Raw genomic sequence first — 21,163 nt, 5'->3', positions numbered from 1 at the left:
TCGTCGTAATGTGGATCGGCGAAGACGGCCCGAGCCGAAGCTCGACACCACAGAGGACCCCCTATGCTCTATGAGACGATCAACCCTGCGACCGGACAGGTGGTTCAGACCTTCCCGACGATTACGGACATCGAACTCGAAACGGCCCTTGCGACGGCTGACGACTGTTTCAGGAATGATTGGCGCCATCGCCCCGTTGCGGATCGCGCGCGCATCGTATCGCGTGCAGCGGCCATCATGCGGGACAACGCAGACGAATACGCGCGCTACATCGTCGAGGATATGGGCAAGCTCCTCGGCGTTGCGCTCGTCGAGGTCAATCTCGCAGCCTCGATCCTCGATTATTACGCCAAGAACGCCGAGACCTTCCTTCAGCCGAAACAGTTTCCGGGCTTTCCGGGCGCCGCGCTTGTCGCGCGTCCGACTGGCGCGATCCTCGCTATCGAGCCGTGGAACTTTCCATATTACCAAGTTGCGCGCGTCGCCGGCCCGCAGCTTATGGCGGGCAATGTCCTCCTGTTGAAACATGCCGAGAGCGTCCCGCAATGCGCACTGGCCTTTGAGCGGGCGCTGCGCGAAGCCGGCGCTCCAGATGGCGCCTATACGAACATCTTCGCCAATCATGAGCAGATCGGCCGCTTCATCGCGGATCCGAGAATTGCCGGTGTGACGCTCACGGGAAGTGAACGCGCTGGCGCCGCTGTCGCCGAACAGGCTGGCCGGCATCTCAAGAAAGTCGTGATGGAATTGGGCGGCAGTGACGCCCTGATCGTGTTGCCGGACGCCCCGCTCGACCACGCCGTCAGCAGCGCCTTGTCGGGGCGAATGTTCAACTGCGGCCAAAGCTGCGTCGCCTCCAAGCGTATCATTGTCGTCGGCAAGGAACGCGGCGCGGCCTTCACCGAAAAATTCGTCGCCGCGGCGAAAGCGCTGAAAGTTGGCGACCCGACCGATGCATCGACGGAATTGCCGCCGCTCTCATCGGAACGTGCCTTGACCGGCCTTCTTTCACAGGTCGAAAAAGCGCGCGCCGCAGGCGCTAAAATTCTGACGGGTGGCAAACGCGTCAACCGGCCGGGTTTCTTTATCGAGCCGACAGTGCTTGCCGGTATCGACGAAAAGAACCCCGCTTATCGCGAGGAGCTCTTTGGGCCCGTCGCGTCGATCTATGTCGTCGATAACGAGGAAGACGCGATCCGCATCGCCAATGATACACCCTATGGTTTGGGCGGATCGGTGTTCGGCGCCGATCTGAAGCACGCGCGCCGGGTTGCTGACCGCATCGAAACCGGCATGGTCTATATCAATCAGCCGGCCTGGGTCGCGGCCGATCTACCATTCGGTGGCGTCAAGAATTCCGGCTTCGGGCGCGAACAATCGGAGTTGGGCTTCGGGGAGTTCATCAATCACAAGCTCATCAATGTCGCGCCCGCCGGAGCGCCGGGATGGGGGCCCGTGGACCTCGAAGCCGTTCAAGCCGCGGAATAAACGCCGACGAAGACGCGATAGACGCCACATACAAAAGGCCGCCCAACGGGCGGCCTTTCCAACTCAAGAATCACGCGGTGCGCCTGGCATCACGGCGCGCTTGTGCGACAGTGAGCCAGACAGCAGAAGCGAAGAAATACAAGGCACCGAACGCCGCGTAAGGCGCAATATCTTTGATGCCGATTGTTGCGGGTCCTGTTGCCTGTTTGATGAAGAAGACGCCGACAAGCGCCGATTGCGCCCCGGCGAGGATCATCGCCCATTGTGCACCGATCTTCCATCTGACGACGCCAGTGATGAGCTGAAGCAGGCCCGCGATTATGGCCCAGGCGCCGAACACCGCCATCACCGCATGCAGGTCTCGCGTGAGAGCGGCGGCAACCGCAATCGTGGCGAGGATGCTGATGGCGACATTGATCGCCTGGCTGCGATTAAACTTGAGGCCGCCGCTGCGCTGGGCATCGATGAAATTGGCGAGTGCGTCGTAAGCCGGATAAGCAACGAGGAGCGCGCCTGCGATCGACGGCGAAGTCTTTCCAAGGGTGAAGGCGGCGGCGAACCAGACGAGTGCGACCGCAGCGCGGGCGAAATAATAGGATTTTAGCCAGTGTGACGCGGCATCGCGATCAGGCCGCGAGAAGATTTGACTGTTCATTGCGAATATCCTGTTTTTGCCGGATGAGGGAGCCAGTGAGGCGGCGCCGGACAACGGGGGCTTCCCGTCGGTCCGGCTGAGATCACCGCCCCTTGGCGGCCTCTTCGATGAGCGCAGCGACCGCGGCGGGATGCGACACCGGCGACGCATGGCTCGACGGGATCGTTACGGTCGTGGCTTTCATGCGCTTAGCAAAGAAAGCCTCGGCCTGGGGCGGGATCATGAGATCGTTGGCCGAGATCGCGTAATAGGTCGGTTTCAAATGCCAGGCGGCAACGGTCGCGGGGGTGCCGAAGGCGGCGCCGCTGATCGGCTTCTGCTTTTTGGCCAGCTTCGCGCCTTCCGCGGCCGGCACATCGCCGACGAAAACATGCGGGAACGCCGCGGGGTCAACCGACAGGAAGCCTTTGGCGTCCGGATGAACCGCTTTCAGACCTTCGGTCGGCGGTCCCTTGCCTGAGAGCGCCTGGACGGTCTCCCCTTTGTCGGGGGCGAAAGCCGCGACATAGACGAGCGCTTTGACCTTGGGGCTATCGCCGGCTTCGCCGATCACAACGCCGCCCCAGGAATGGCCGACCAGGACGGTCGCCCCATGCTGGGCGTCCAGGACCTTGCGCGTCGCCGCGACGTCGGCCTCGAGCGAAGTCATTGGAATGTCGACCTCGGTGACCTTGAAGCCCTTCTCACGCAGCAGATGGGCCACCTTGTCCCAGCTGGACTTGTCGGTGAAGGCGCCGGGGACGAGGACCACGTTGTGCGCGGTCGCGGCGGAGGCGGCGATGGGAGCTCCTATGGCCTGGAGAGCCCCAAGGATGCTGAGAGCAAACATTTTCACCGGATTGTCCTTTCAACCTAGCGGGCAAGCCGAAGATCGGAATATTTCCGATCGGGGCGCCTTGCCGCGATAAACGATTATGGATTCGTTCGAAAAGTACGTATTGTCATGTGGTTACGCACTATGAGCGGCGGATTGATACATTCAATTGAGCGGTCGAAGCCATGATCGAACTACCGAAAAACTTGACCGTTCTTCCGGGACTGGAAGTCGGCATCCCCACGTCGGCCGATCTGCTATCGCATGTGCTGGCACAAATCCGCCTCACGGGAGACCGGGTCTATTCCTGCTCGCTGGCGCAGGAGGGCCACCTGGAACTGGAAGCCGATACCGGGCATATTTGCGTCGTGACGGAAGGTGCCCTGCGCATCGAAAGCGACGAACGCGGGGCTTTGGTCGTCGATAAGGGTGAGCTCGTGATGCTGCCACGCGGCGCGCTCGACCAGCGATTAGCAGCCTCCAGCGCGCCCTCGACCTTGGTTCTCTGCCGCTTCCGGTTCGACCCCGACAGCCTTCGAGGCATGGTCTCCGCCCTGCCCGATTGCATCCATATTCAACGCGCGGACAGCGCGGATTGGCTCGAAGGGATGGTGCATTTTCTGATGACCGAGGCCGGCGACATCCAGCCGGGCGCGGCCTTGATGGTTTCGCGGCTGATCGACCTGGTGGTCATCCGCACCTTGCGAAGCTGGGTTCACCAGGGAGCCGCGCCGGGATGGCTGGGAGGACTTTCCGATATGCGTATCGCGAGTGCCCTGAAGGCCATTCATGAGCGGCCCATCGAGCGGTGGAGCATCGAGACTTTGGCGGACATTGCCGGAATGTCGCGTTCCAGCTTTTGCGAGCGCTTTACCGCTTTGGTGGGCCGTCCGCCGCTGCGCTACCAAAATGAGTGGCGACTGGCGCTGGCGCGGGGCCTGCTGGGGAAGGGCAGCGCGCGGATCGGCGAGATCGGATTTAGTATCGGTTATGAGTCGGAGGCCTCGTTCAGCCGCGCCTATAAGGCCCTGTTCGGTCATTCACCGCGCGTCGAATATGGACTGCGCAAAGATATTGTTCGCGGAGCGTGATCATCTAGCTGGGCTCACGGCCGGGGAGATCCGGCGACAGAGCGCTTTCGCGATGCCCCCCGTTACACGCTCGCAGGCTGCTTAGAGCGTGAAGTGCTGGTGCCGAGAAAAACCAGCGGGACCGCGATTGCATTAATGACGGCCACCAAAAGCCAGACGGCACCAGGCCACTGCTTCTGGACGACAAAGTAGAATGTGGAGAAAGCGAGCGGCGCGACGATGGATGCCAAGCTTACGGCAGATGCCAGCACGCCCTGGAACTGGCCTTGGAGGTTTGAGTCAACCTGCCGGGTGGCCAGGGCCTGAAACGCTGGCGTGCCGATGCTGCCGAGAGTGAAGATCGGCATGATGGCGAATACGATCCAGCCGTGGTTGGCGAAGGCCATGGCAACAAGAGCGATGCAGGAGCAGGCAATCCCGGCGACAACCGCCCAGCGTTCGCCGAGCCGTTCGGTCGCTAGGCCGGGCAACAGCGCCTGCACCAGCGTTTGGCAGACCCCGAACGCGCCCAGCGAAAGGCCGACCCAAAGGCCATTCCAGTGGAACATGTCGAAGCCCCAGAGTGCCCAGCAGGTTCCGTAGGCCTCTCCGCCGGCGCTCAAGATGAAAAACACGAGGACGATTGGCAGAAGCCCTTTCATCGAGAAGACCCAGCGCAGCGGCCAAAGCGGGTTGAGCGCGGCCAGATCGACCCTCTGGCGGCCCGGTGTGTGAGACTCGGGCAAGATGAACAAAGCTAGCAGGAGATTGCCGGCATTCAGTACGGCGGCGGCGATGAAAGGCAGCCGCACCCAGGTGTCGCCGAGCAGTCCACCGAGAACCGGCCCGATGATGAAACCGATGCCGAACATGGCGTTAAACAGGCCGAAGCGCCGGGCTCGCTTGTCCTCGGATGAAATGTCGGTGATGTAGGCTGTTGCCACCGAGACATTGGCGCTGGTCAGGCCGGCAATAGCGCGGCCGAGCAGAAGCATCCAAAGCTGCGGCGCGAACGCCATGATAACATAATTGATCGCCGCACCCGCCAGCGAAATGAGGAGCACGGGACGCCTGCCGAGATTGTCGCTCAAAGCGCCGAGCACGGGCGCGAAGACGAACTGCATGACCGCATAGAGCGCGATCATAATCCCGATGATGGGCGCGATGTCCTGGGTGTGCGTCACCTCCTCAAGCAGGCGCGGGAGAATGGGGAAGATGAGGCCTATACCGACGGCGTCGAGGCAGATCGTGGCGAAGATAACGACAAGGGGTTTGTTCATGGCCTTCAGCGGATCACCAACGCGAGCCTGCCTCGAACGTGCCCGTACTCACTGACGCGGTGCGCTTCCGAGATCCCGTCAAGCGGATAGGTTCGCTCGACGGGAAGCCAAAAGCGCCCGGCCTCGATGAGCGCTCCGATTTCCGCAAGCGCATGAAAGGCGTGGCCTTGAAAGCCGCTGCTGAAGCGCACGCCGTACTGTTTCGCCCCGTCGATGTCGGCGAGTGTCACGACGTTCTGCGGGTCGCCGACGAGATCGATCAACTCCGGCAGCACGCCGCTTCCGGCAACATCGAGCGCGGCATCGACGCCATCAGGCGCGAGGGCGCGGACTCGATCGGCCATGCCTTCGCCATAAGTCACGGGCTCTGCACCGAGGAGGCGGAGGTAGCCGTGGTTGGCGGCGCTGGCGGTGCCGATCACGCGCGCGCCGCGGGCGATCGCGAGTTGAACGGCGGTGCTGCCGATCCCACCTGCGGCACCATTGATGAGCAGTCTGATTCCATGATCGACGCCGAGTTGGTCCAGGCTGCGCGTGGCCGTTTCGAGCGCGACGGGGAGGCCGGCCGCATCGACGAATCCGAGCGGCGGTGGAATCGGCGCCCGATAGGTCAGCAGCGCCAATTCGGCGGCTCCGGCGCCATCGTCGGAGACGCCGAAGACCCGGTCGCCGACAGCGACATCTGTAACACCTTCTCCGAGCTCATCGACGATGCCCGCCACGTCGCGCCCCGTCGTTTGCGGCAGTCCGGCGCCGAAGCTCAAAAGGCCGCTGCGTAGCTTGCAATCGGTCGCATTGATGCCCGCCGCGTGCACGACAACTCGAATCTGTCCGGGACCGGGATGCGGGTCGGGAAGATCGACAATCTCGAGGACCTCGGGACCGCCGAACCGACTGAATTGCGCGGCTTTCATGGGCTTACCAAGGATTCGGCTGCGTGTTTCTCTTGCGGATAGCTTCGTCCGTTTTCGGAATCAGCAGGTCCAGGGTATTTACGGCCTTCGCTTGCACGGCTTCGACAAATGGACGGAAACTTTCGTTGTAATCCCAGAAGGCCAGTTCGAAGTTGCCCTGGTTCTTTTCAAACGCGTCGGCCAGCGCGCCAGCGCCAATGATTGCCAACGACCCACCCATGCCCGCAGCAGGAGAGGCGCAGTAAGCGGCATCGCCTACGAGCGCCACTCTGCCTTTTGTCCATGACGGCATTTTTATCTGATTTATTTTGTCGAAATAGAACGTCTTCGACTTGCTTACTTCTTCCAACAATTCCGGCGTTCTCCAGCCCTGTCCGGCGAACTGCTCGGAAATGATCTTTCGTTGTTGCTCCTCGTCGCGATAATCGTAGGGAATCTCTTTCTCGGATGAGAAGCAAAGTACGATGTCTGTCTTGTTATTGTAGGCATTCAGCATCACCGCTTTACCCGGCACATTATACATCTGCGTCGTGTTTTCTCTTATCAACAGCTTGTCAATGATCGTTATGGAGAAATACTGACCAAGAAAATGTGTGTATTCAGCTTCGTCTCCGAACTGCAATTTTCTGACGAGTGAATGGTTGCCGTCGCAGCCGAATACCAAAGCAAACTGGCGCTGCGAGCCGTCTTTGAAAGAAACATGGATAGTGTTTTCCGTTTCTTCCAAAGTTGCGATGCTGTTGCCGAAAACGAACTCCACATCGTCCTTTACGGAACCGAAGATAATATCCAGAAGTGTGTCGCGTTCGATCTCCCAGTCATCGTCGGCGCGTGTGGCATCCGGTTGCTGCCGCATCACCCCCTCCGTGACATCATCGGAGTTTTTGAATTCAACCCCTTCCGACTCCAGACGGTTTGCTTGAACCTGCTTAAACAGGTCCATTCGCTTCAGGATGTCCTTAGCTTTCTCGCCGATGTTAACGGGCGTGCCGCCTTTTTTGAGATCTTTCGCAATCTCAACCACCGTGACCTGGTAGCCGAGCCCGCTCAGCCAATACGCGGTCGTCAGTCCGGCGAAACTTGCCCCCAAAACGAGGACACTTTGGTTTGGCATAGCCACAGCACTATCGGCTTGCTTTTCCATCTATCCGGTCCCATCATGTACTTGAGAATAAGATATACTGAATCATTTTATATACTCAGTATATAATAGGTTTTAAAAGCTTGCCGACGCCGGATCGCCGAACGCGTAAGCGCCTCGCCACGCGACAAAACATCTCCGATGCCGCCACACTCCTCTTCATCAAGCGAGGCTTCGATCAGGTGACGGTGGACGAGATCGCCGCCGCCGCCGACGTCGGGCGGATGACCGTGTTCAATCATTTTCCTCGCAAGGAGGACATGTTCTTCGATCGCGACGAAGAGGGTCGCGAGGTCCTGCGCGACGCTTTGCGGCAGCGCGATCCCGGGGTCGCGCCGATCGAAGCCTTGCGCCTGCTTGCGCATCGGCTGGTTGCGGAGCGAAACCCTGCCGTTGAGTTTTCCGCGAGGAGCCAGAGCTTCATAGAGACGGTTGAGGACAGCGAAACCCTCAAGGCTCGAGCGAGGGCAATTCGTGACGAACTCGCACAAGTCATGACGGTGGCGCTCGCCGAATGCACCGGGCGAGACCCCACCGATCCCGACGCCTGTCTCGCGGCCAACCTCCTCCTGGCGACATGGACCGTGGCCTTCCTCCAGGCACACCGGACCTTTCAACAGACGCGAGATTCAGAAAAGGCGAAAGCTGCTTTTCTCGCGATCGTCGATAAGGGAAGCATCGGCGTGAAAGCCGCGATGGCGGGCACGCCTTACGCCTGAGGGCTTTAAACGCGAGGACTGCCCTGAGCTGCGTTCGAGACGGCTTCCCATTTTTCCCAGTTGCTCAGGCGCGCCTGGTAGACCGCCTTGAACTTTGCGATCGTCGTCGAGCCCAACACCAAGCGAAGCGGCGCCTCATCTGCATCCACCGCTTCGAAGATCGCCGCGGCCGTCGCGGCCGGATCGCCGGAATCCTCGGGTTTGAATGCAGCGCGAATGGCCTGACGCACGGGATTGTAAGCGTCGATGACCGGCGCGGATTGCATTGCTGAGCGAAACTCGGTGCTGAAACTGCCGGGCTCTATGATGGTGACTTTGATGCCGAACGGAGCCACTTCGGCCGCGAGTGCTTCCGATAAGGCTTCGACGGCAAATTTGGTCGCGGTGTAGGTCCCACCGGTCGGAAAACCGATGACGCCCCCTATGCTGGAGACCGTCAGAATGTGTCCGCTGCCCTGCGCCCGCAAGATCGGTAACGCCGCCTGAACGACCGAGAGTGTCCCGAAAACATTCGTGTCGAAATTGGCTTTGCCTTGCGCTGGCTCCAGCTCCTCTATGGCACCCATATAACCGTAGCCCGCATTACTCAAAATGACGTCGAGGCGTCCGAAATGCCGGTGCGCTTGTTCGACGGCTACGAACACGGCATCGCGATCCGTCACGTCAAGCGGCAAGGCTAGGATGGCGTCACCATAAGCCGAGACGAGTTCGCCGAGCGTTTCAGGATTTCGCGCGGTGGCGGCGACTCTGTCGCCGCGTTTCAGGGCCGCCTCCGTCCAGACACGGCCAAAGCCACGTGATGCCCCGGTGATGAACCAAACCTTGGATGTCATTCTAAGCTCCAAAAAATTGCACTCAGTGTAATTATATATATCGCACTCAGTGTAATCTTGGCAAGTGGCTCTTTGGCAGCCACATTGGGCCGCAAATGAACGACCTTGAGAATCCCCCAATCGGACTCCGCGAACGCAAACGCCAGTTGACGCTGGAACGGATCGCCGAAACCGGCCTGAAGCTCTTCATCGAAAATGGATATGAGGCGACCACGCTCGATGCGATCGCCGCGGCATCCGGCATATCCCGGCGCACGTTCTTCTATTACCTAAAATCGAAAGAGGACGTGTTGCTGGCGCATGAGAGCGGCGACGCTCCACGCGCCTTACGGCCCACTTTTCTGGAGCAATCGCCCGATCAAAGACCGATCGAAGCCGCGCGGAAGACTTTCCTCACCCTCGCGTCAAAATACCAGAGCAAGGAATCTCTCCTCGCAGACCAAATCCTGCGATCGACGGAAACGCTTCGACTGCGCAAAGAGGCGCTTCTCGTTAGGATGGAGGAGGTCTTGGCCGAGGCGATGTATGATTTGTGGCCAAATGAGCGCCGGCCTGCACTACGCTTGGCCGCCATGATGGCCATGGGTGCGTTTCGGTTTGCGAAAGAAAACTGGCGGCAGGAAAACGCTGCGCATCCGTTGACGCATTATATCGATGACGCTTTCGATCTTCTCGATCAGCTTTGAACAAAGCTGGCGCATCCGACACGATTCGAGTCTGTCACACTCAGCGCGTGAGCTTCGCTGAAAGCTCCGTCAAAAGCTGCCCGGCTTGCGCTGCGTCCCGCGCCAATCCGAACGCATAGAAGTCGGGGCGCACGAGGACAGCTTTTGCTTTATGCTTCGCGAGCCAAGCGCTGATGCGCCCGCTTTGCTCGCGGTGCGCGCCGACGCCGATCGCGACGAGAACGACGCCCAGATCATCCGCTGTCGCGCGCAAGTGGCCGTCGAGCGCCTCAAGGGTAGCCAGGTCGCCGACCAACGCAAAATTTCGGCCGACGATATCGTCAAGGCGACGGAATCCTTGCGGCGTCTCCAGTTCATCATGCGGGGTGAGCAAGCCCGCGCCGTCACCCTTGGCGACCACGCCGCCAGAGAGTCCTGGAAAGTCGAGCGGTGGTGGGCCGTCGCTCAGGAAAGCCGCGTCACGCGCCTTCGCCGCTTCGGCGTCAATCTCGCAGACGATCTTGCCCACCTCCATCGACACGCGAATGTAGGCGTCGACGTTCGGGCCGCGTTCGGCTTCGTAGGCATCGAGCAGAGCATCGCTCGAAGTCCCCTTCAACACGCGATCGAGCTTCCAGGCGAGGTTCCAGGAACGCGAATGCCCGAGCCCATACCCTCCCCCATGAAGGGCGGCATCAGATGCGCCGCATCGCCGGCGATGAGAAGCCGCCCGTTGCGCCAGCCTTGCGCGAGCACCGAGCGAAACCGATAAACCGCGTGCCGCACGAGTTCCCCATCGCTCGGTTTTAGCCAAGGCGAGAGCAACTCCCAGGTCTTTTCAGGCTGGGCGAATTCAGCGGTGTCCTCGTCCGGCTTGATCATGAACTCCCAGCGGCGATTGACGACACCGCCCCAAACGATCGTCATCGGTCGCGCCGGGTTGCAATATTGCAGGACATCGGGGAACTGCAGCTTGTCGGGATCGTGCGGACGAACGTCGATCACCAGCCATCGCGCATCGAAGCCATGGTCGAGGGACGTCGAGCCGAGGGCCTCGCGCACGAGGCTGTTGGCGCCATCGCAGCCGACGATATATTTCGCCGTTATCCGCTCGGTCTTCGAGAGATCGGCCTCCTCAGTTCGGGCATCGAACGGCGCGATCGCGACGCTTGCGCCGTCAATTGTCTGCTCGACCTGCTGCGCTTCGTTGCGCAGGAAGAACGCGATCCCGGGGCGGCCGCGGAGGTCGCGCTCGAGCAGCCGTTCGAGATCCGGTTGATTGAAGCTGAGTGACTGGCGTCCGCCGGAAAGGGTTTCGCCGGTTTCGTCGATGTCGGCCAGAACTTTCCAATCGGCGTTGTACCAGATGTAATGGCTCAGCGGCCGGGAAATCGCCTCGATCTGCGGAGACAATCCGAGCGCATGGAACACACGCTTGATATCATGATGATAGGCGACCGCCCGGGGCAGGGGATAAGCCTCGGGCCAACGCTCTACGATGGCGACGCTGTGTCCCGCATCGCTGAGCCGCCGGGCGAGAATCTTGCCTGTCGGGCCGTAGCCCACGATGATGACATCGTAATCCATTGGCGCCCTCCCGTTTGACTATGCAACGGGGTTTGCTTCCCGTGAAGCCCTAGCAAAAGGTGAGGCGCAATCGCGCGAGCCGCCCGGACAGGACCTGGAGGGCGTGATCCTGCTGCTGGCAAAAGGGAGAACGGGGAGAGGTCGATTCGGCGGCCAGTGGCGACGCCCGGGAAAGCCTTGTCGGCGCCCATTACCTTGAGACGGCGTTCGGACCCCGAAGGGTCGCCTTATCGCTTTGATTTTACGAAATATGTTTGGAGCGGGCGAAGGGATTCGAACCCTCGACCCCAACCTTGGCAAGGTTGTGCTCTACCCCTGAGCTACACCCGCATCCATGCCGGGCAAGCCCAGCGTCCCGGCTATATGCCGCAAACCTTCGACCATTGCAATCAAGCCCGCGTCATAAAATTTTCGCCGCCACGCGTGCCGCCTTAACCGCCCGGTTGCGAAAGGCTTGACCGCGGCTCATCTATGCGAGAAGCGGGACCGGCGAATACAGGAGAGCGGCAGATGGCGGAATTGTTGGGACAGACGGAGCCATCGCCGGGCGCGGCCATCGCGACCACGACGGCAACCTTCGCGACCGACGTTCTGACCGAATCCGGCCACCGCCCGGTCCTCGTCGATTTCTGGGCGCCCTGGTGCGAACCCTGCAAACAGCTCACCCCCATTCTCGAAAAGGCGGTGCAGGCGGCGCAGGGCAAAGTGAAGCTCGTGACGATGAACATCGACGAGCATCCGCAGATCGCCGGCCAGCTTGGTATCCGCTCGATCCCGGCCGTCATTGCGTTCCAGCGCGGCCAGCCGGTCGACGGTTTCATGGGCGCATTGCCGGAGAGCCAGGTTCGCGGCTTCATCGAGCGTCTCGCCGGACCGCTGCCGGAGGAGGAAGACCTTCATGCGATGGCGGAGGCGGCTCTCGCCGCCGGCGAATCGCTCGCTGCACTGGAAATCTTCCGCGAGCTTTATGAGAAGGATTCTGGCGATCTCGCCGCGCTGGCTGGCCTGATCAAGACCAATGTCGCGATCGGCGAACTCGAAGGCGCCAAAAAGCTCCTGGCGCAAGTTCCAGAAACAGCGGCGCAGGATCCCGCGGTCGCGGCGGCGCGGGCTGCGGTCGAGAACGCCACGCAAGCCGCTGGGCTTGGCGAAATCGGCGAACTTGAGCGTCGCGTGGCGGCCGAACCCAACGACCCGCAAGCGCGTTTCGACCTCGCGGTTGCGCTCAATGCGCAAAGCCGGCGCGATGAGGCGGCGGACGCTCTGCTCACGATCATCAAACGCGACCGCGATTGGAATGACGCGGCCGCGCGGAAGCAATTGCTGCAATTCTTCGAGGCTTGGGGCAACATGGATGCGGCGACCGTCGCCGCGCGGCGGAAGTTGTCGACGCTCTTATTTTCCTGAGCCGTCGAAGCGAGGCTTGAGGCATGAACATCAATAAATCTTATGACGGATCTGACGATCTGCCGAAGGTCATCCCCATCTTCCCGCTGTCGGGCGCCTTGCTGCTGCCGCGCGGGGAATTGCCACTCAATATTTTCGAGCCGCGCTATCTCGCGATGATCGAGGATGTGATCAAGGGCCATCGCGTCATCGGCCTGATCCAGCCGGAGAGCGAAGTGGAGGACGCGGAAAAGAGTCCCGCGCTGCAAGCCGTCGGTTGCGCCGGCCGTCTCACGCAATTTGCTGAAACGGGTGACGGGCGCTACCTCATCACGCTCACCGGCATCGCCCGCTTTCGCATCCTGGAAGAGATCGCGACGGTCACACCGTATCGGCAATGCCGGGTCGATTTCGCGCCTTTCGATAGCGATTTCACCCCGCGCCAGGGCGAAGATGCAGTCGATCGCGAAAGCGTGTTGCGGACCTTGCGGGAATTCGCGGAAGCCAATGACGTACCCGTCGATTGGCAGAGCGTCCGCGAGGCGCCGAACGAAGCGCTCGTCAACGCGCTTTCGATGATGAGCCCTTATGGCCCGCGCGAAAAGCAGGCCCTGCTCGAAGCCCCGAGCCTCAAAATTCGCGCCGAGGTTCTGGTCGCGATCACCGAGTTCGAACTCGCCCGCGGCCGCCGCGATGCCACGCCGTTGCAATGAAGGACGTAGCCATGAGCGAGCCGACTCCCGACACGACGACGCAGAAAACCCGGATCGACCCGCGGCTGCTCGAAATTCTCGTCTGCCCGCTGACCAAGACGACGCTCGAATACGATGTGCAGAAGCAGGAACTGATCTCCCGCGCGGCGAAGCTCGCCTACCCGATCCGCGACGGCATTCCGATCATGCTGCCGGAAGAAGCCCGGCCGATCGAGACCGAATAGCCGGCTTCGCGGCCAAGCCGTCGGCCCGCCCAATTTTTTCTCCGTCTGCCTGTTTTTAAGTCAAGAAACGTGGGCTTAACCGCGTCTTCTCGACGTCCGACGTCTTGCCGCCGGAAAATCTGCCGGATCCGGCCACATTCCTTAATCATCCGCCGTTCGGTCCTTCAGGCCTTGCAAAGTCCGACCAGAACGCGTGCCGGCCAACGAATCTTCTTGGTCCCGTCCGATTTTCGCCGAGCTGGCCCATGCCTTGCTTTCCGCCGTCTTGACCATGGCCGTCTACGCCCACTCCGCGTGATGAGTAAGGGGGGCATGGTCGCGATGGCAGCGATCCGGTGCGTCATTCTCGCGTATCGGTCAGCAGGAACAAAGCGAGTCTTTCGCAGCCGCCGGTGCGACACACCCGTGTCGTGGCGCGGTAGATAAACAGCATCAGCCTGCTGACTGATACGTAAGGGACCGGAGCTGCGCTCACTGGAGGGTAAAATGAAAATTGTGACGGCAATCATCAAACCGTTCAAGCTCGACGAGGTAAGAGACGCGCTCACAACGCTCGGCGTGCACGGCATGACCGTGAGCGAGGTCAAGGGCTATGGGCGCCAAAAGGGCCACACGGAAATTTACCGTGGCGCCGAATACGCCGTGAATTTTCTTCCCAAGCTGAAAGTCGAAGTCGCGATCAGCGCCGAGCTCGTCGATCGGACGATCGCGGCGATCACGTCAGCGGCACGAACCGGCGAAATTGGCGACGGGAAGATCTTCGTCAGTCCGCTCGACGAAGTCGTGCGTATCCGGACCGGCGAAAAGGGCGCCGATGCCATTTAATGCTCAACCGAGATTAGCAGGAGTAACGAGATGAAGTTGATTCCGTCACTGGGGGCGGGCCTTACCTCGGCTTGGGAAGCGTGCAGAAAGCCGTCACGGCTGGCGCTTGCAGGTTTGGTTCTAGGCATCCTCTTTTCCGTAAATCTGGCTGCCTTTGACAGTGCCCGCGCGCAAACACCCGCGCCGGCCGCAGCCCCCGCCGCCGCGGCTCCGAAGCCTGCGGCTCCCGCGCCGGCGACCCCGCCGCCGCCGCCTGCTTGCGACGCCAATCACCTGACCGTCTGTACGCCGAACAATGGCGACACGGCCTGGATGCTCACCTCCATGGCGCTCGTGCTGATGATGACCGTGCCTGGCCTCGGCCTCTTCTACGGCGGCATGGTCCGCAAGAAGAACGTCGTCGACACGGTGATGACCAGCTTTGCCATCACGTGCTTGATCACGATCATCTTCGCGGTCATCACTTACAGTCTGGCGTTTACGCCCGGAGGGCCGTTTATCGGCGGAACGAGTCGCGCTTTCCTGCAAGGAATTTTGAGCGACGTCTCGAACAACACAGGCAACCCGAACCCGCTGGCGCCGACGATTCCGGAAACGGTCTATATGGCGTTCCAGATGACCTTCGCGATCATCACCCCGGCCCTGATCGCCGGTGCGTTCGCGGAGCGCATGAAGTTCTCAGCTATGCTGATCTTCATGACGTTGTGGGCGATCTTCGTCTACGCGCCGATCGCGCATTGGGTCTGGGGTCCGGATGGCTTGCTGTCGAACGGCAATCCGAAGGCCTGGGTCCACGTGCTCGACTACGCCGGCGGCACCGTCGTTCACATCAACTCCGGCGTTGCCGGTCTCGTGACGGCTCTGTTCCTCGGCAAACGGCATGACACCGGCCCGGCGCACAATGTCGTCCTGACCTTCATCGGCGCCTCGTTGCTGTGGGTTGGCTGGTTCGGCTTCAACGCCGGTTCGGCTGTCTCTGCCGGTGTCGTCGCCGGTATGGCCATGACGGTGACGCAGATCGCGACCGCGGTTGCGGGCCTGACCTGGATGTTGATCGAATGGGCGCATCGCGGCAAACCGACCATCGTCGGCATCTGCTCGGGTGCCGTCGCCGGTCTCGTCGCGATCACGCCGGCTTCGGGCTTCGTCGGCCCGGCGGGTTCGATCTGGATCGGCATCGCCGTGGCCTTCTTCTGCTACTTCACGGTGACCTTCGTGAAGGGCTGGATCGGCTACGACGACGCGCTCGACTGCTTCGGCGTCCATGCCTGCGGCGGCGCGCTCGGCGCCATTCTGACCGGCGTCTTTGCCATCAATCAGTACGGCGGCACGCCGGGCCTGATCGAAGGCAATGCCAGCCAGGTGGTGAACCAGTTGATCGGTGTTGGCGTCGTCATTGCATACGACGTGATTGTCACGGCAATCATCCTCTTCCTGATCAAGATCACGATCGGGTTGCGGGTCAGCCCCGAAGTCGAACGCGATGGTCTCGATCTTGCTCTGCATGGCGAGGTTGTTCAGTAAACATCCGGCTCCTCCCCGCTGGAAAAAACTTGGGGCTCCCTTTGGGGAGCCCCTTTTTTATTGTTCCCTCTGCGCGGCGGCGCGCGGCTTAAACCAGCCTTAACCACGTCTCTTTAGGCTCTCCGTGCGGGCGCCGTGCGCGGCTTGGCACGAGCCCCCGCGTTCGACCGGGGCCAGTGTATTCGATGCGTACGACGACCAGTTTCTCGGCCTTGGACCACATTCCGGATCCGCTGCGCCTGTTCGCTGCGCGCCGTGCCGCCGAAATGATCGGCGCGACGCTGATGGCCGGGACAGCGGCCATGGCCCTCGCGCTCCTCACCTGGTCGGTGCGCGACCCGAGCCTGAACCACGCCACCGACGCGCCCATCCACAACGTGCTCGGCGCACCTGGCGCGATCACCGCCGATCTGTTCATGCAGATGCTCGGCCTCGCCGCCCTCGCGCTGCTGGCGCCGCTCGCCATCTGGGGCTGGCGGCTCCTGCGCACACGGCGGCTCGACCGGCCCGCCTGGCGCCTGCTCTATTGGTTCATCGGCAGCGTCGCCGCCACGGGCTTCGCCGCCGTCCTGCCCGTCACCAGCCGCTGGCCGCTGCCAACCGGCCTTGGCGGCGTACTTGGCGATGCCTTGCTGTTCATTCCGAAGCATATTTTCGGCGGCCACGGCGCCGTGATGCTCATTCTGGCAATCGTCTTCGCCGCTGTTGCGATCCTCTCGCTCGCCGCCGCTGTTGGAAAGCCGAAACCCGAAACATATTTCGACGACGAGGAAGATGACGAACCCGCACCGGTCAGGCGTCGGGTTGCGGAGGAAGAGGACCGCGCGGGCGAGCCGGGTATCGCGCTCGTCGTCGTCGGCGGCCTGATTCACGCGCTGCTCTCGGCGAAATCGAGCCTGGGCCGGGCCTTGGCCAGACGGCGTGAGCCACGCACGAGTTTGGCGCCCTGGCAGGATGCGGCCCGGCGTGTCGGCCCCTCGCTTGACCAACGCCATCTGCGTGAAGACCCCGCCTTCGATCTCGGCTTTGAACCGTCGGCCTATGCACCGCCGGCGGCACGCGCCGCGCGTCAGGCCGCCGAGGCCGAGGCGGACGGTCTGCCGCAGCCGCTCGCCGGCCGCAGCCGGGTGACGCCGGGCACGGCAAACCTCAAAAGCGGGCAACGTCTGCAGCGCGAAATCCAGCCCTCGATGCTCGAGCGGCTGAGCAGGGCCAAATACCAGCTGCCGGCGTTGCTCATGCTGAGCGAGCCGAAGAAGGCCGCGGTCAATCGCGTCTCGGAAGACGCCTTGCAACAAAATGCCCGCCTGCTTGAAGGCGTGCTCGACGATTTCGGCGTCAAGGGCGAGATCATCAATGTGCGCCCCGGGCCGGTCGTCACGCTCTACGAGCTCGAACCTGCTCCTGGCATCAAATCCGCCCGCGTCATTGGTCTCGCCGACGATATTGCCCGCTCCATGTCGGCCGTCTCCGCCCGCGTCGCCGTCGTCTCCGGCCGTAATGCGATCGGCATCGAATTGCCGAACCAGCGCCGCGAGACGGTCTATCTGCGCGAATTGCTGGCCTCGCAGGATTTCGAAAAGAACAAGCAGAGCCTCGCCATCGCGCTCGGCAAGACGATCGGCGGCGAACCGATCATCGTCGATCTGGCCCGCATGCCGCATCTCCTCGTCGCGGGCACCACGGGTTCCGGCAAATCGGTGGCGATCAATACGATGATCCTGTCGCTGCTTTATCGCCTGCGGCCGGATCAGTGCCGGCTCATCATGGTCGATCCGAAAATGCTGGAGCTCTCCGTCTATGACGGCATCCCGCATCTGCTGACGCCGGTCGTCACCGATCCGAAGAAGGCGGTCGTCGCGCTCAAATGGGCGGTGCGCGAGATGGAAGAGCGCTACAAGAAAATGTCGAAGCTCGGCGTCCGCAATATCGACGGCTTCAACACCAAAGTCAGCGAAGCGGCAGCCAAGGGCCAGATCGTGACGCGCACGGTGCAGACCGGCTTCGACCGTGAGACCGGCGAGGCCGTCTACGAACAGGAAGAGATGGACCTATCGCCGTTGCCGTATATCGTCATCATCGTCGACGAGATGGCCGACCTGATGATGGTCGCCGGCAAGGATATCGAAGGCGCGATCCAGCGTCTCGCCCAGATGGCGCGCGCCGCCGGTATTCATCTCATCATGGCGACGCAGCGTCCGTCGGTTGACGTCATCACCGGCACGATCAAGGCCAATTTCCCAACCCGCATCTCCTTCCAGGTGACGTCGAAGATCGACAGCCGCACGATTCTGGGCGAGCAGGGCGCCGAGCAACTCCTCGGCCAGGGCGACATGCTCTATATGGCCGGCGGCGGCCGTATCAATCGCGTCCACGGCCCGTTCGTCTCCGACGGCGAAGTGGAGAAAGTCGTGGCGCATTTGAAAAACCAGGGCGCACCGGAATATCTCGAGGCGATCACCGTCGAAGACGAGCCGGAGGGCGATGGCGGCGATGGCTTCCCGACCGGCGCAGAAGGCGAGGAGGGCGGCGATCTCTATGACCGCGCCGTCGCGATCGTCCTGCGCGACAAGAAATGCTCGACGAGCTATGTGCAGCGCCGCCTGTCCGTCGGCTACAATAAAGCTGCCTCGCTGGTCGAACGGATGGAGAAGGAAGGCGTCGTCAGCGCCCCGAACCACTCGGGCAAACGCACCATCCTCGTCGGCGGCGGCATCGACCGCGGCGCCTTTGAACCGGCTGGCGATTATTAGGGCATGCCCAAGAAAAGTTTCTGACTTTTCGAGCAGAAGATACCCAGCTTTCATGATGTCGCGGCGCTGTCCTATTGCCGCCACATCGCAAGATTACCGCTCGCCGAACCACGGCATGACCGGATTGGGCGCCGAGAGCGAGCGCAGACGGCAACGAGTCCGTGTTATAAATCCCTCGGGACCGAATCAGCCGGCGCGAAAGGCGAAATTGATGTCGATGACCAATGCATCGGGCCTAAAAGTGCCTTGCGATCTCGCTGTTGCGATAGATCGCCAGCGATGCAGTTTTCGGATCGGCCCGATGCGACTGAATTTCGTTCGCGCGGGCGTTTCAGGTCTCTTTCTTGGCAGCGCAATGGCCTTTGCAACCTTCGCCACGATGACCTTCGCCGAAGCCGCCACGGCAGCGGCGACGCCGCCACCAGTCTCGCAAAACAGCGCGCCGCCGCCGGCCGCGACCCCGCCCTTTAAGCCCATGGATCCGCATGTCGCGATTCAGAAGGCCGACGATTATTTCAATTCGACGCGGTCGATGATCGGCGATTTCGTGCAGATCAGCGGAGACCGGCGCTCGGAAGGTAAAGTCTACATCCAGAAGCCCGGCAAAATGCGCTTTGAATATGCCGAGCCCGCAACGCTCGACATCGTCGCCGACGGCATGACGGTCGCGGTGATCGATCGCAAGCTCGCCACGCAGGATTTCTATTTCGTCTGGCAGACACCGTTGAAATTCCTGCTCAAGGATCGGATCGATCTTTTGCGCGACCTCGCTGTGACCGATGTCATCAGTGATCCGGATAATGTCACGATCACGGTCGTCGATCAGGAAACCTTTGGTGGCACATCGCGCATCAAGCTGATGTTCGACCCAGCGTCTTTCCAGCTCAAACAATGGGAAGTCACCGATCCGCAAGGTAACGAAACGCTGGTTTCGCTCTTCAACGTGGATCGTTCAACGCCGCCCGACCCTTCCGTTTTCCAGATCAAGTCCAGCCGCCTCGACAGTTCAAACAGTCGGCTCCTGAATCGGAGCAATTAACGTTTCGCAATAATTTGCGGCCGGACTTGCAGTCCGATTTGCGCAGACCTATCTCACTTTTCGGAGAGTGATACGGTTGGCTTGACGAATTCCCCCCGTTCTGTCTCGCCGGCTGCGCCGGACCCCCTCCCGGTGTAGTGTCGCTCCACGGGGCGTCCGATCTCGATCGGGCGCCCTATTTTTATGCGCCGCACGCACCCGCGGCAAAATCCTGTGATTGCGGCGAGGCTTTCCTTGCCGCCCAGCGTACCGCGTGCTCAACAACGATAGCTTCAGATTTCCCGGATCAAAATTGCCGTTTACCGTCGCCACCTGGAATATCAATTCCGTTCGTTTGCGTATCGATCTCGTCGGCAAATTCCTGTCGGACCATGCGCCGGACGTTCTTTGCCTGCAGGAAACGAAGTGCCGGGATGCCGAATTTCCCGCCGCCGCGTTCCGCAAGTTTGGCTACGAGCACATCGCGCTAAACGGCCAAAAGGGCTACCACGGCGTCGCCATCGTCTCGAAAACACCGTTCGGCATCGTCGATCGGCGGCCGTTTTGCGATAAGGGCGATGCGCGCCATATCAGCGTGACCGTTGCGCCGACAAACCTCCGGGCCTTTACGCTGCATAATTTCTACGTGCCGGCCGGCGGCGACGAGCCCGACCCCGACATCAATCCGAAATTCGCGCACAAGCTCGCCTTCCTCGACGAGATGGCTAGCTGGATCCGCGCGGACCGCGTTGCGGGCGGTGATGCCATCATGGTCGGCGACCTCAACGTGGCACCGCTCGAAACCGATGTCTGGAATCATAAGGCGTTGCTCAAAGTCGTGAGCCATACGCCGGTCGAAGTCGAAAAGCTGGGGGCTGTTTTCGCCGCGGGGCCGTGGGTCGATGCGCTGCGCCGCTACGTCCCCGCCGAGGAAAAACTTTATACGTGGTGGAGCTATCGCTCGCCCGATTGGGCCAAGGCGAATAAAGGCCGCCGACTCGACCACATCTGGACAAGCGCGGCTTTGGCCCCGAACCTACGCGGCATGAAAGTCTTGCGCGAAAGCCGCGCCTGGGAACGGCCATCCGACCATGTCCCCGTCCTGGCGCATTTCGATTTCGACGCCTGATCCCGAAAAGCGTTTATGGATTAGGCGGATAGGACGGCGTCCAGAAATCCACCAATGGCTTCGGCCGGCCGGTCGGGTAGAGCGGTTGTGGGAGATTGTCTTCCTCGAAGCGCGAGGGGAAATAGGCTTCGTCCGGCGTCTGGTTGAAGCCCGTGCCCGCCGTAACGTAATTTTCCTCAGACCCCTGCGAGACGACATTGCCCGGATCAAGCCAGCTGCGCTTGTTGACCGTCAGCGGCGGCTCGGCGCTCGAATAGACATACGCCGGCGCATAATGATGCACGTAATGCGCGTAGTGATGGTGGTGTTTCGGCGACGCGAACGCCTCCGACATCCCGGCCAGTGCAACAGCGCCGGAGGCGGTCAGAGCCAGTAAAGACACCAGGTTCGGACGCATACCCATTCCCTTCCGCCCGCCGCACATT

At 61.4% G+C, this 21,163-nt stretch carries 19 protein-coding genes, 1 tRNA gene and 1 pseudogene; 12 read left to right on the top strand and 9 right to left on the bottom strand.

Annotation, left to right across the window (positions count from 1 at the left end):
• The first annotated feature begins 63 nt into the window (after nt 1–63).
• A complete protein-coding gene (locus WDN02_RS05775) occupies nt 64–1,488 on the top strand; it encodes an NAD-dependent succinate-semialdehyde dehydrogenase (RefSeq protein ID WP_337292582.1) in 1,425 nt (474 codons plus the stop codon).
• Nucleotides 1,489–1,558: 70 nt separating this feature from the next.
• Here WDN02_RS05775 and WDN02_RS05770 read toward each other — a convergent pair whose 3' ends face one another.
• Together WDN02_RS05770 and WDN02_RS05765 are read right to left on the bottom strand one after the other, a co-directional pair.
• Nucleotides 1,559–2,143 (bottom strand): DUF308 domain-containing protein, encoded by a 585-nt coding sequence (locus WDN02_RS05770; RefSeq protein WP_337292581.1) that lies wholly within the window; start codon nt 2,141–2,143, stop codon nt 1,559–1,561.
• 82 nt (nt 2,144–2,225) lie between these two features.
• Nucleotides 2,226–2,972 carry an alpha/beta hydrolase gene (locus tag WDN02_RS05765; RefSeq protein WP_337294875.1) on the bottom strand — a complete coding sequence of 249 codons (747 nt, stop codon included), beginning with the start codon at nt 2,970–2,972 and terminating at the stop codon, nt 2,226–2,228.
• Between the two features lie 170 nt (nt 2,973–3,142).
• On the opposite strand from WDN02_RS05765, the gene WDN02_RS05760 reads away from it, so the two are divergent.
• Nucleotides 3,143–4,048 (top strand): AraC family transcriptional regulator, encoded by a 906-nt coding sequence (locus tag WDN02_RS05760; RefSeq protein WP_337292580.1) that lies wholly within the window; start codon nt 3,143–3,145, stop codon nt 4,046–4,048.
• Between the two features lie 62 nt (nt 4,049–4,110).
• On the opposite strand, the gene WDN02_RS05755 is transcribed toward WDN02_RS05760, so the two are convergent.
• Genes WDN02_RS05755 through WDN02_RS05745 form a run of 3 tightly spaced genes read right to left on the bottom strand, consistent with a single transcriptional unit; the run spans nt 4,111 to nt 7,365 of the window.
• Nucleotides 4,111–5,307, bottom strand: a complete 1,197-nt coding sequence (locus WDN02_RS05755) for a TCR/Tet family MFS transporter (RefSeq protein WP_337292579.1) — start codon at nt 5,305–5,307, stop codon at nt 4,111–4,113.
• A gap of 5 nt (nt 5,308–5,312) precedes the next feature.
• Nucleotides 5,313–6,221, bottom strand: coding sequence for an NADP-dependent oxidoreductase (locus tag WDN02_RS05750; RefSeq protein ID WP_337292578.1), 909 nt, complete (start codon nt 6,219–6,221; stop codon nt 5,313–5,315).
• Between the two features lie 4 nt (nt 6,222–6,225).
• Entirely contained in the window at nt 6,226–7,365 is a 1,140-nt protein-coding gene (locus WDN02_RS05745) for an FAD-dependent monooxygenase (RefSeq protein WP_337292577.1), read from the bottom strand.
• A gap of 80 nt (nt 7,366–7,445) precedes the next feature.
• On the opposite strand from WDN02_RS05745, the gene WDN02_RS05740 reads away from it, so the two are divergent.
• Nucleotides 7,446–8,081 (top strand): TetR/AcrR family transcriptional regulator, encoded by a 636-nt coding sequence (locus tag WDN02_RS05740; RefSeq protein WP_337292576.1) that lies wholly within the window; start codon nt 7,446–7,448, stop codon nt 8,079–8,081.
• Between the two features lie 5 nt (nt 8,082–8,086).
• Here the strand turns inward: WDN02_RS05740 and WDN02_RS05735 are convergent, their stop codons facing one another.
• A complete protein-coding gene (locus tag WDN02_RS05735; RefSeq protein ID WP_337292575.1) occupies nt 8,087–8,914 on the bottom strand; it encodes an SDR family NAD(P)-dependent oxidoreductase in 828 nt (275 codons plus the stop codon).
• A 95-nt stretch (nt 8,915–9,009) separates the two neighbouring features.
• Here WDN02_RS05735 and WDN02_RS05730 point away from each other — a divergent pair, with 95 nt between their 5' ends.
• On the top strand, nt 9,010–9,600 hold the full coding sequence (locus WDN02_RS05730) for a helix-turn-helix domain-containing protein (protein WP_337292574.1): 591 nt from the start codon (nt 9,010–9,012) through the stop codon (nt 9,598–9,600).
• 40 nt (nt 9,601–9,640) lie between these two features.
• Here the strand turns inward: WDN02_RS05730 and WDN02_RS05725 are convergent.
• Nucleotides 9,641–11,166: pseudogene (locus WDN02_RS05725) on the bottom strand (bifunctional 3-(3-hydroxy-phenyl)propionate/3-hydroxycinnamic acid hydroxylase).
• 255 nt (nt 11,167–11,421) lie between these two features.
• Nucleotides 11,422–11,496: transfer RNA gene (locus WDN02_RS05720), tRNA-Gly, on the bottom strand.
• A 180-nt stretch (nt 11,497–11,676) separates the two neighbouring features.
• Here WDN02_RS05720 and trxA point away from each other — a divergent pair.
• The 8 genes from trxA to WDN02_RS05680 all read left to right on the top strand — a co-directional run bounded on the left by trxA (nt 11,677) and on the right by WDN02_RS05680 (nt 20,738).
• Entirely contained in the window at nt 11,677–12,573 is an 897-nt protein-coding gene (trxA, locus tag WDN02_RS05715; protein ID WP_337292573.1) for a thioredoxin, read from the top strand.
• A 23-nt stretch (nt 12,574–12,596) separates the two neighbouring features.
• Nucleotides 12,597–13,265 (top strand): LON peptidase substrate-binding domain-containing protein, encoded by a 669-nt coding sequence (locus WDN02_RS05710; protein WP_337292572.1) that lies wholly within the window; start codon nt 12,597–12,599, stop codon nt 13,263–13,265.
• Nucleotides 13,266–13,276: 11 nt separating this feature from the next.
• On the top strand, nt 13,277–13,489 hold the full coding sequence (locus WDN02_RS05705) for a Trm112 family protein (protein ID WP_337292571.1): 213 nt from the start codon (nt 13,277–13,279) through the stop codon (nt 13,487–13,489).
• A 486-nt stretch (nt 13,490–13,975) separates the two neighbouring features.
• Nucleotides 13,976–14,314, top strand: a complete 339-nt coding sequence (locus WDN02_RS05700) for a P-II family nitrogen regulator (RefSeq protein WP_337292570.1) — start codon at nt 13,976–13,978, stop codon at nt 14,312–14,314.
• A gap of 312 nt (nt 14,315–14,626) precedes the next feature.
• The gene (locus tag WDN02_RS05695) at nt 14,627–15,838 is read left to right on the top strand and encodes an ammonium transporter (protein ID WP_337294874.1); all 1,212 of its coding nucleotides are present in this window, start codon (nt 14,627–14,629) and stop codon (nt 15,836–15,838) included.
• 185 nt (nt 15,839–16,023) lie between these two features.
• Nucleotides 16,024–18,591: a DNA translocase FtsK 4TM domain-containing protein gene (locus WDN02_RS05690; protein ID WP_337292569.1), complete on the top strand. Its 2,568-nt coding sequence runs from the start codon at nt 16,024–16,026 to the stop codon at nt 18,589–18,591.
• A gap of 301 nt (nt 18,592–18,892) precedes the next feature.
• On the top strand, nt 18,893–19,630 hold the full coding sequence (locus tag WDN02_RS05685; protein WP_337292568.1) for an outer-membrane lipoprotein carrier protein LolA: 738 nt from the start codon (nt 18,893–18,895) through the stop codon (nt 19,628–19,630).
• A gap of 292 nt (nt 19,631–19,922) precedes the next feature.
• Nucleotides 19,923–20,738, top strand: a complete 816-nt coding sequence (locus WDN02_RS05680) for an exodeoxyribonuclease III (RefSeq protein ID WP_337292567.1) — start codon at nt 19,923–19,925, stop codon at nt 20,736–20,738.
• Between the two features lie 13 nt (nt 20,739–20,751).
• On the opposite strand, the gene WDN02_RS05675 is transcribed toward WDN02_RS05680, so the two are convergent.
• A complete protein-coding gene (locus WDN02_RS05675) occupies nt 20,752–21,141 on the bottom strand; it encodes a hypothetical protein (RefSeq protein WP_337292566.1) in 390 nt (129 codons plus the stop codon).
• Nucleotides 21,142–21,163: the final 22 nt, after the last annotated feature.

The organism is Methylovirgula sp. (assembly GCF_037200945.1).
GTDB lineage: Bacteria > Pseudomonadota > Alphaproteobacteria > Rhizobiales > Beijerinckiaceae > Methylovirgula.
Note: the sequence above shows the minus strand (reverse complement) of the source record. Positions and strands in the feature narration are given on the sequence as shown.

Coding starts and splice junctions, on each gene's coding strand:
- WDN02_RS05775 (WP_337292582.1), top strand. CDS start 64: ATGCTCTATGAGACGATCAACCCTGCGACCGGACAGGTGGTTCAGACC.
- WDN02_RS05770 (WP_337292581.1), bottom strand. CDS start 2,143: ATGAACAGTCAAATCTTCTCGCGGCCTGATCGCGATGCCGCGTCACAC.
- WDN02_RS05765 (WP_337294875.1), bottom strand. CDS start 2,972: ATGTTTGCTCTCAGCATCCTTGGGGCTCTCCAGGCCATAGGAGCTCCC.
- WDN02_RS05760 (WP_337292580.1), top strand. CDS start 3,143: ATGATCGAACTACCGAAAAACTTGACCGTTCTTCCGGGACTGGAAGTC.
- WDN02_RS05755 (WP_337292579.1), bottom strand. CDS start 5,307: ATGAACAAACCCCTTGTCGTTATCTTCGCCACGATCTGCCTCGACGCC.
- WDN02_RS05750 (WP_337292578.1), bottom strand. CDS start 6,221: ATGAAAGCCGCGCAATTCAGTCGGTTCGGCGGTCCCGAGGTCCTCGAG.
- WDN02_RS05745 (WP_337292577.1), bottom strand. CDS start 7,365: ATGGAAAAGCAAGCCGATAGTGCTGTGGCTATGCCAAACCAAAGTGTC.
- WDN02_RS05735 (WP_337292575.1), bottom strand. CDS start 8,914: ATGACATCCAAGGTTTGGTTCATCACCGGGGCATCACGTGGCTTTGGC.
- WDN02_RS05730 (WP_337292574.1), top strand. CDS start 9,010: ATGAACGACCTTGAGAATCCCCCAATCGGACTCCGCGAACGCAAACGC.
- trxA (WP_337292573.1), top strand. CDS start 11,677: ATGGCGGAATTGTTGGGACAGACGGAGCCATCGCCGGGCGCGGCCATC.
- WDN02_RS05710 (WP_337292572.1), top strand. CDS start 12,597: ATGAACATCAATAAATCTTATGACGGATCTGACGATCTGCCGAAGGTC.
- WDN02_RS05705 (WP_337292571.1), top strand. CDS start 13,277: ATGAGCGAGCCGACTCCCGACACGACGACGCAGAAAACCCGGATCGAC.
- WDN02_RS05700 (WP_337292570.1), top strand. CDS start 13,976: ATGAAAATTGTGACGGCAATCATCAAACCGTTCAAGCTCGACGAGGTA.
- WDN02_RS05695 (WP_337294874.1), top strand. CDS start 14,627: ATGCTCACCTCCATGGCGCTCGTGCTGATGATGACCGTGCCTGGCCTC.
- WDN02_RS05690 (WP_337292569.1), top strand. CDS start 16,024: ATGCGTACGACGACCAGTTTCTCGGCCTTGGACCACATTCCGGATCCG.
- WDN02_RS05685 (WP_337292568.1), top strand. CDS start 18,893: ATGCGACTGAATTTCGTTCGCGCGGGCGTTTCAGGTCTCTTTCTTGGC.
- WDN02_RS05675 (WP_337292566.1), bottom strand. CDS start 21,141: ATGGGTATGCGTCCGAACCTGGTGTCTTTACTGGCTCTGACCGCCTCC.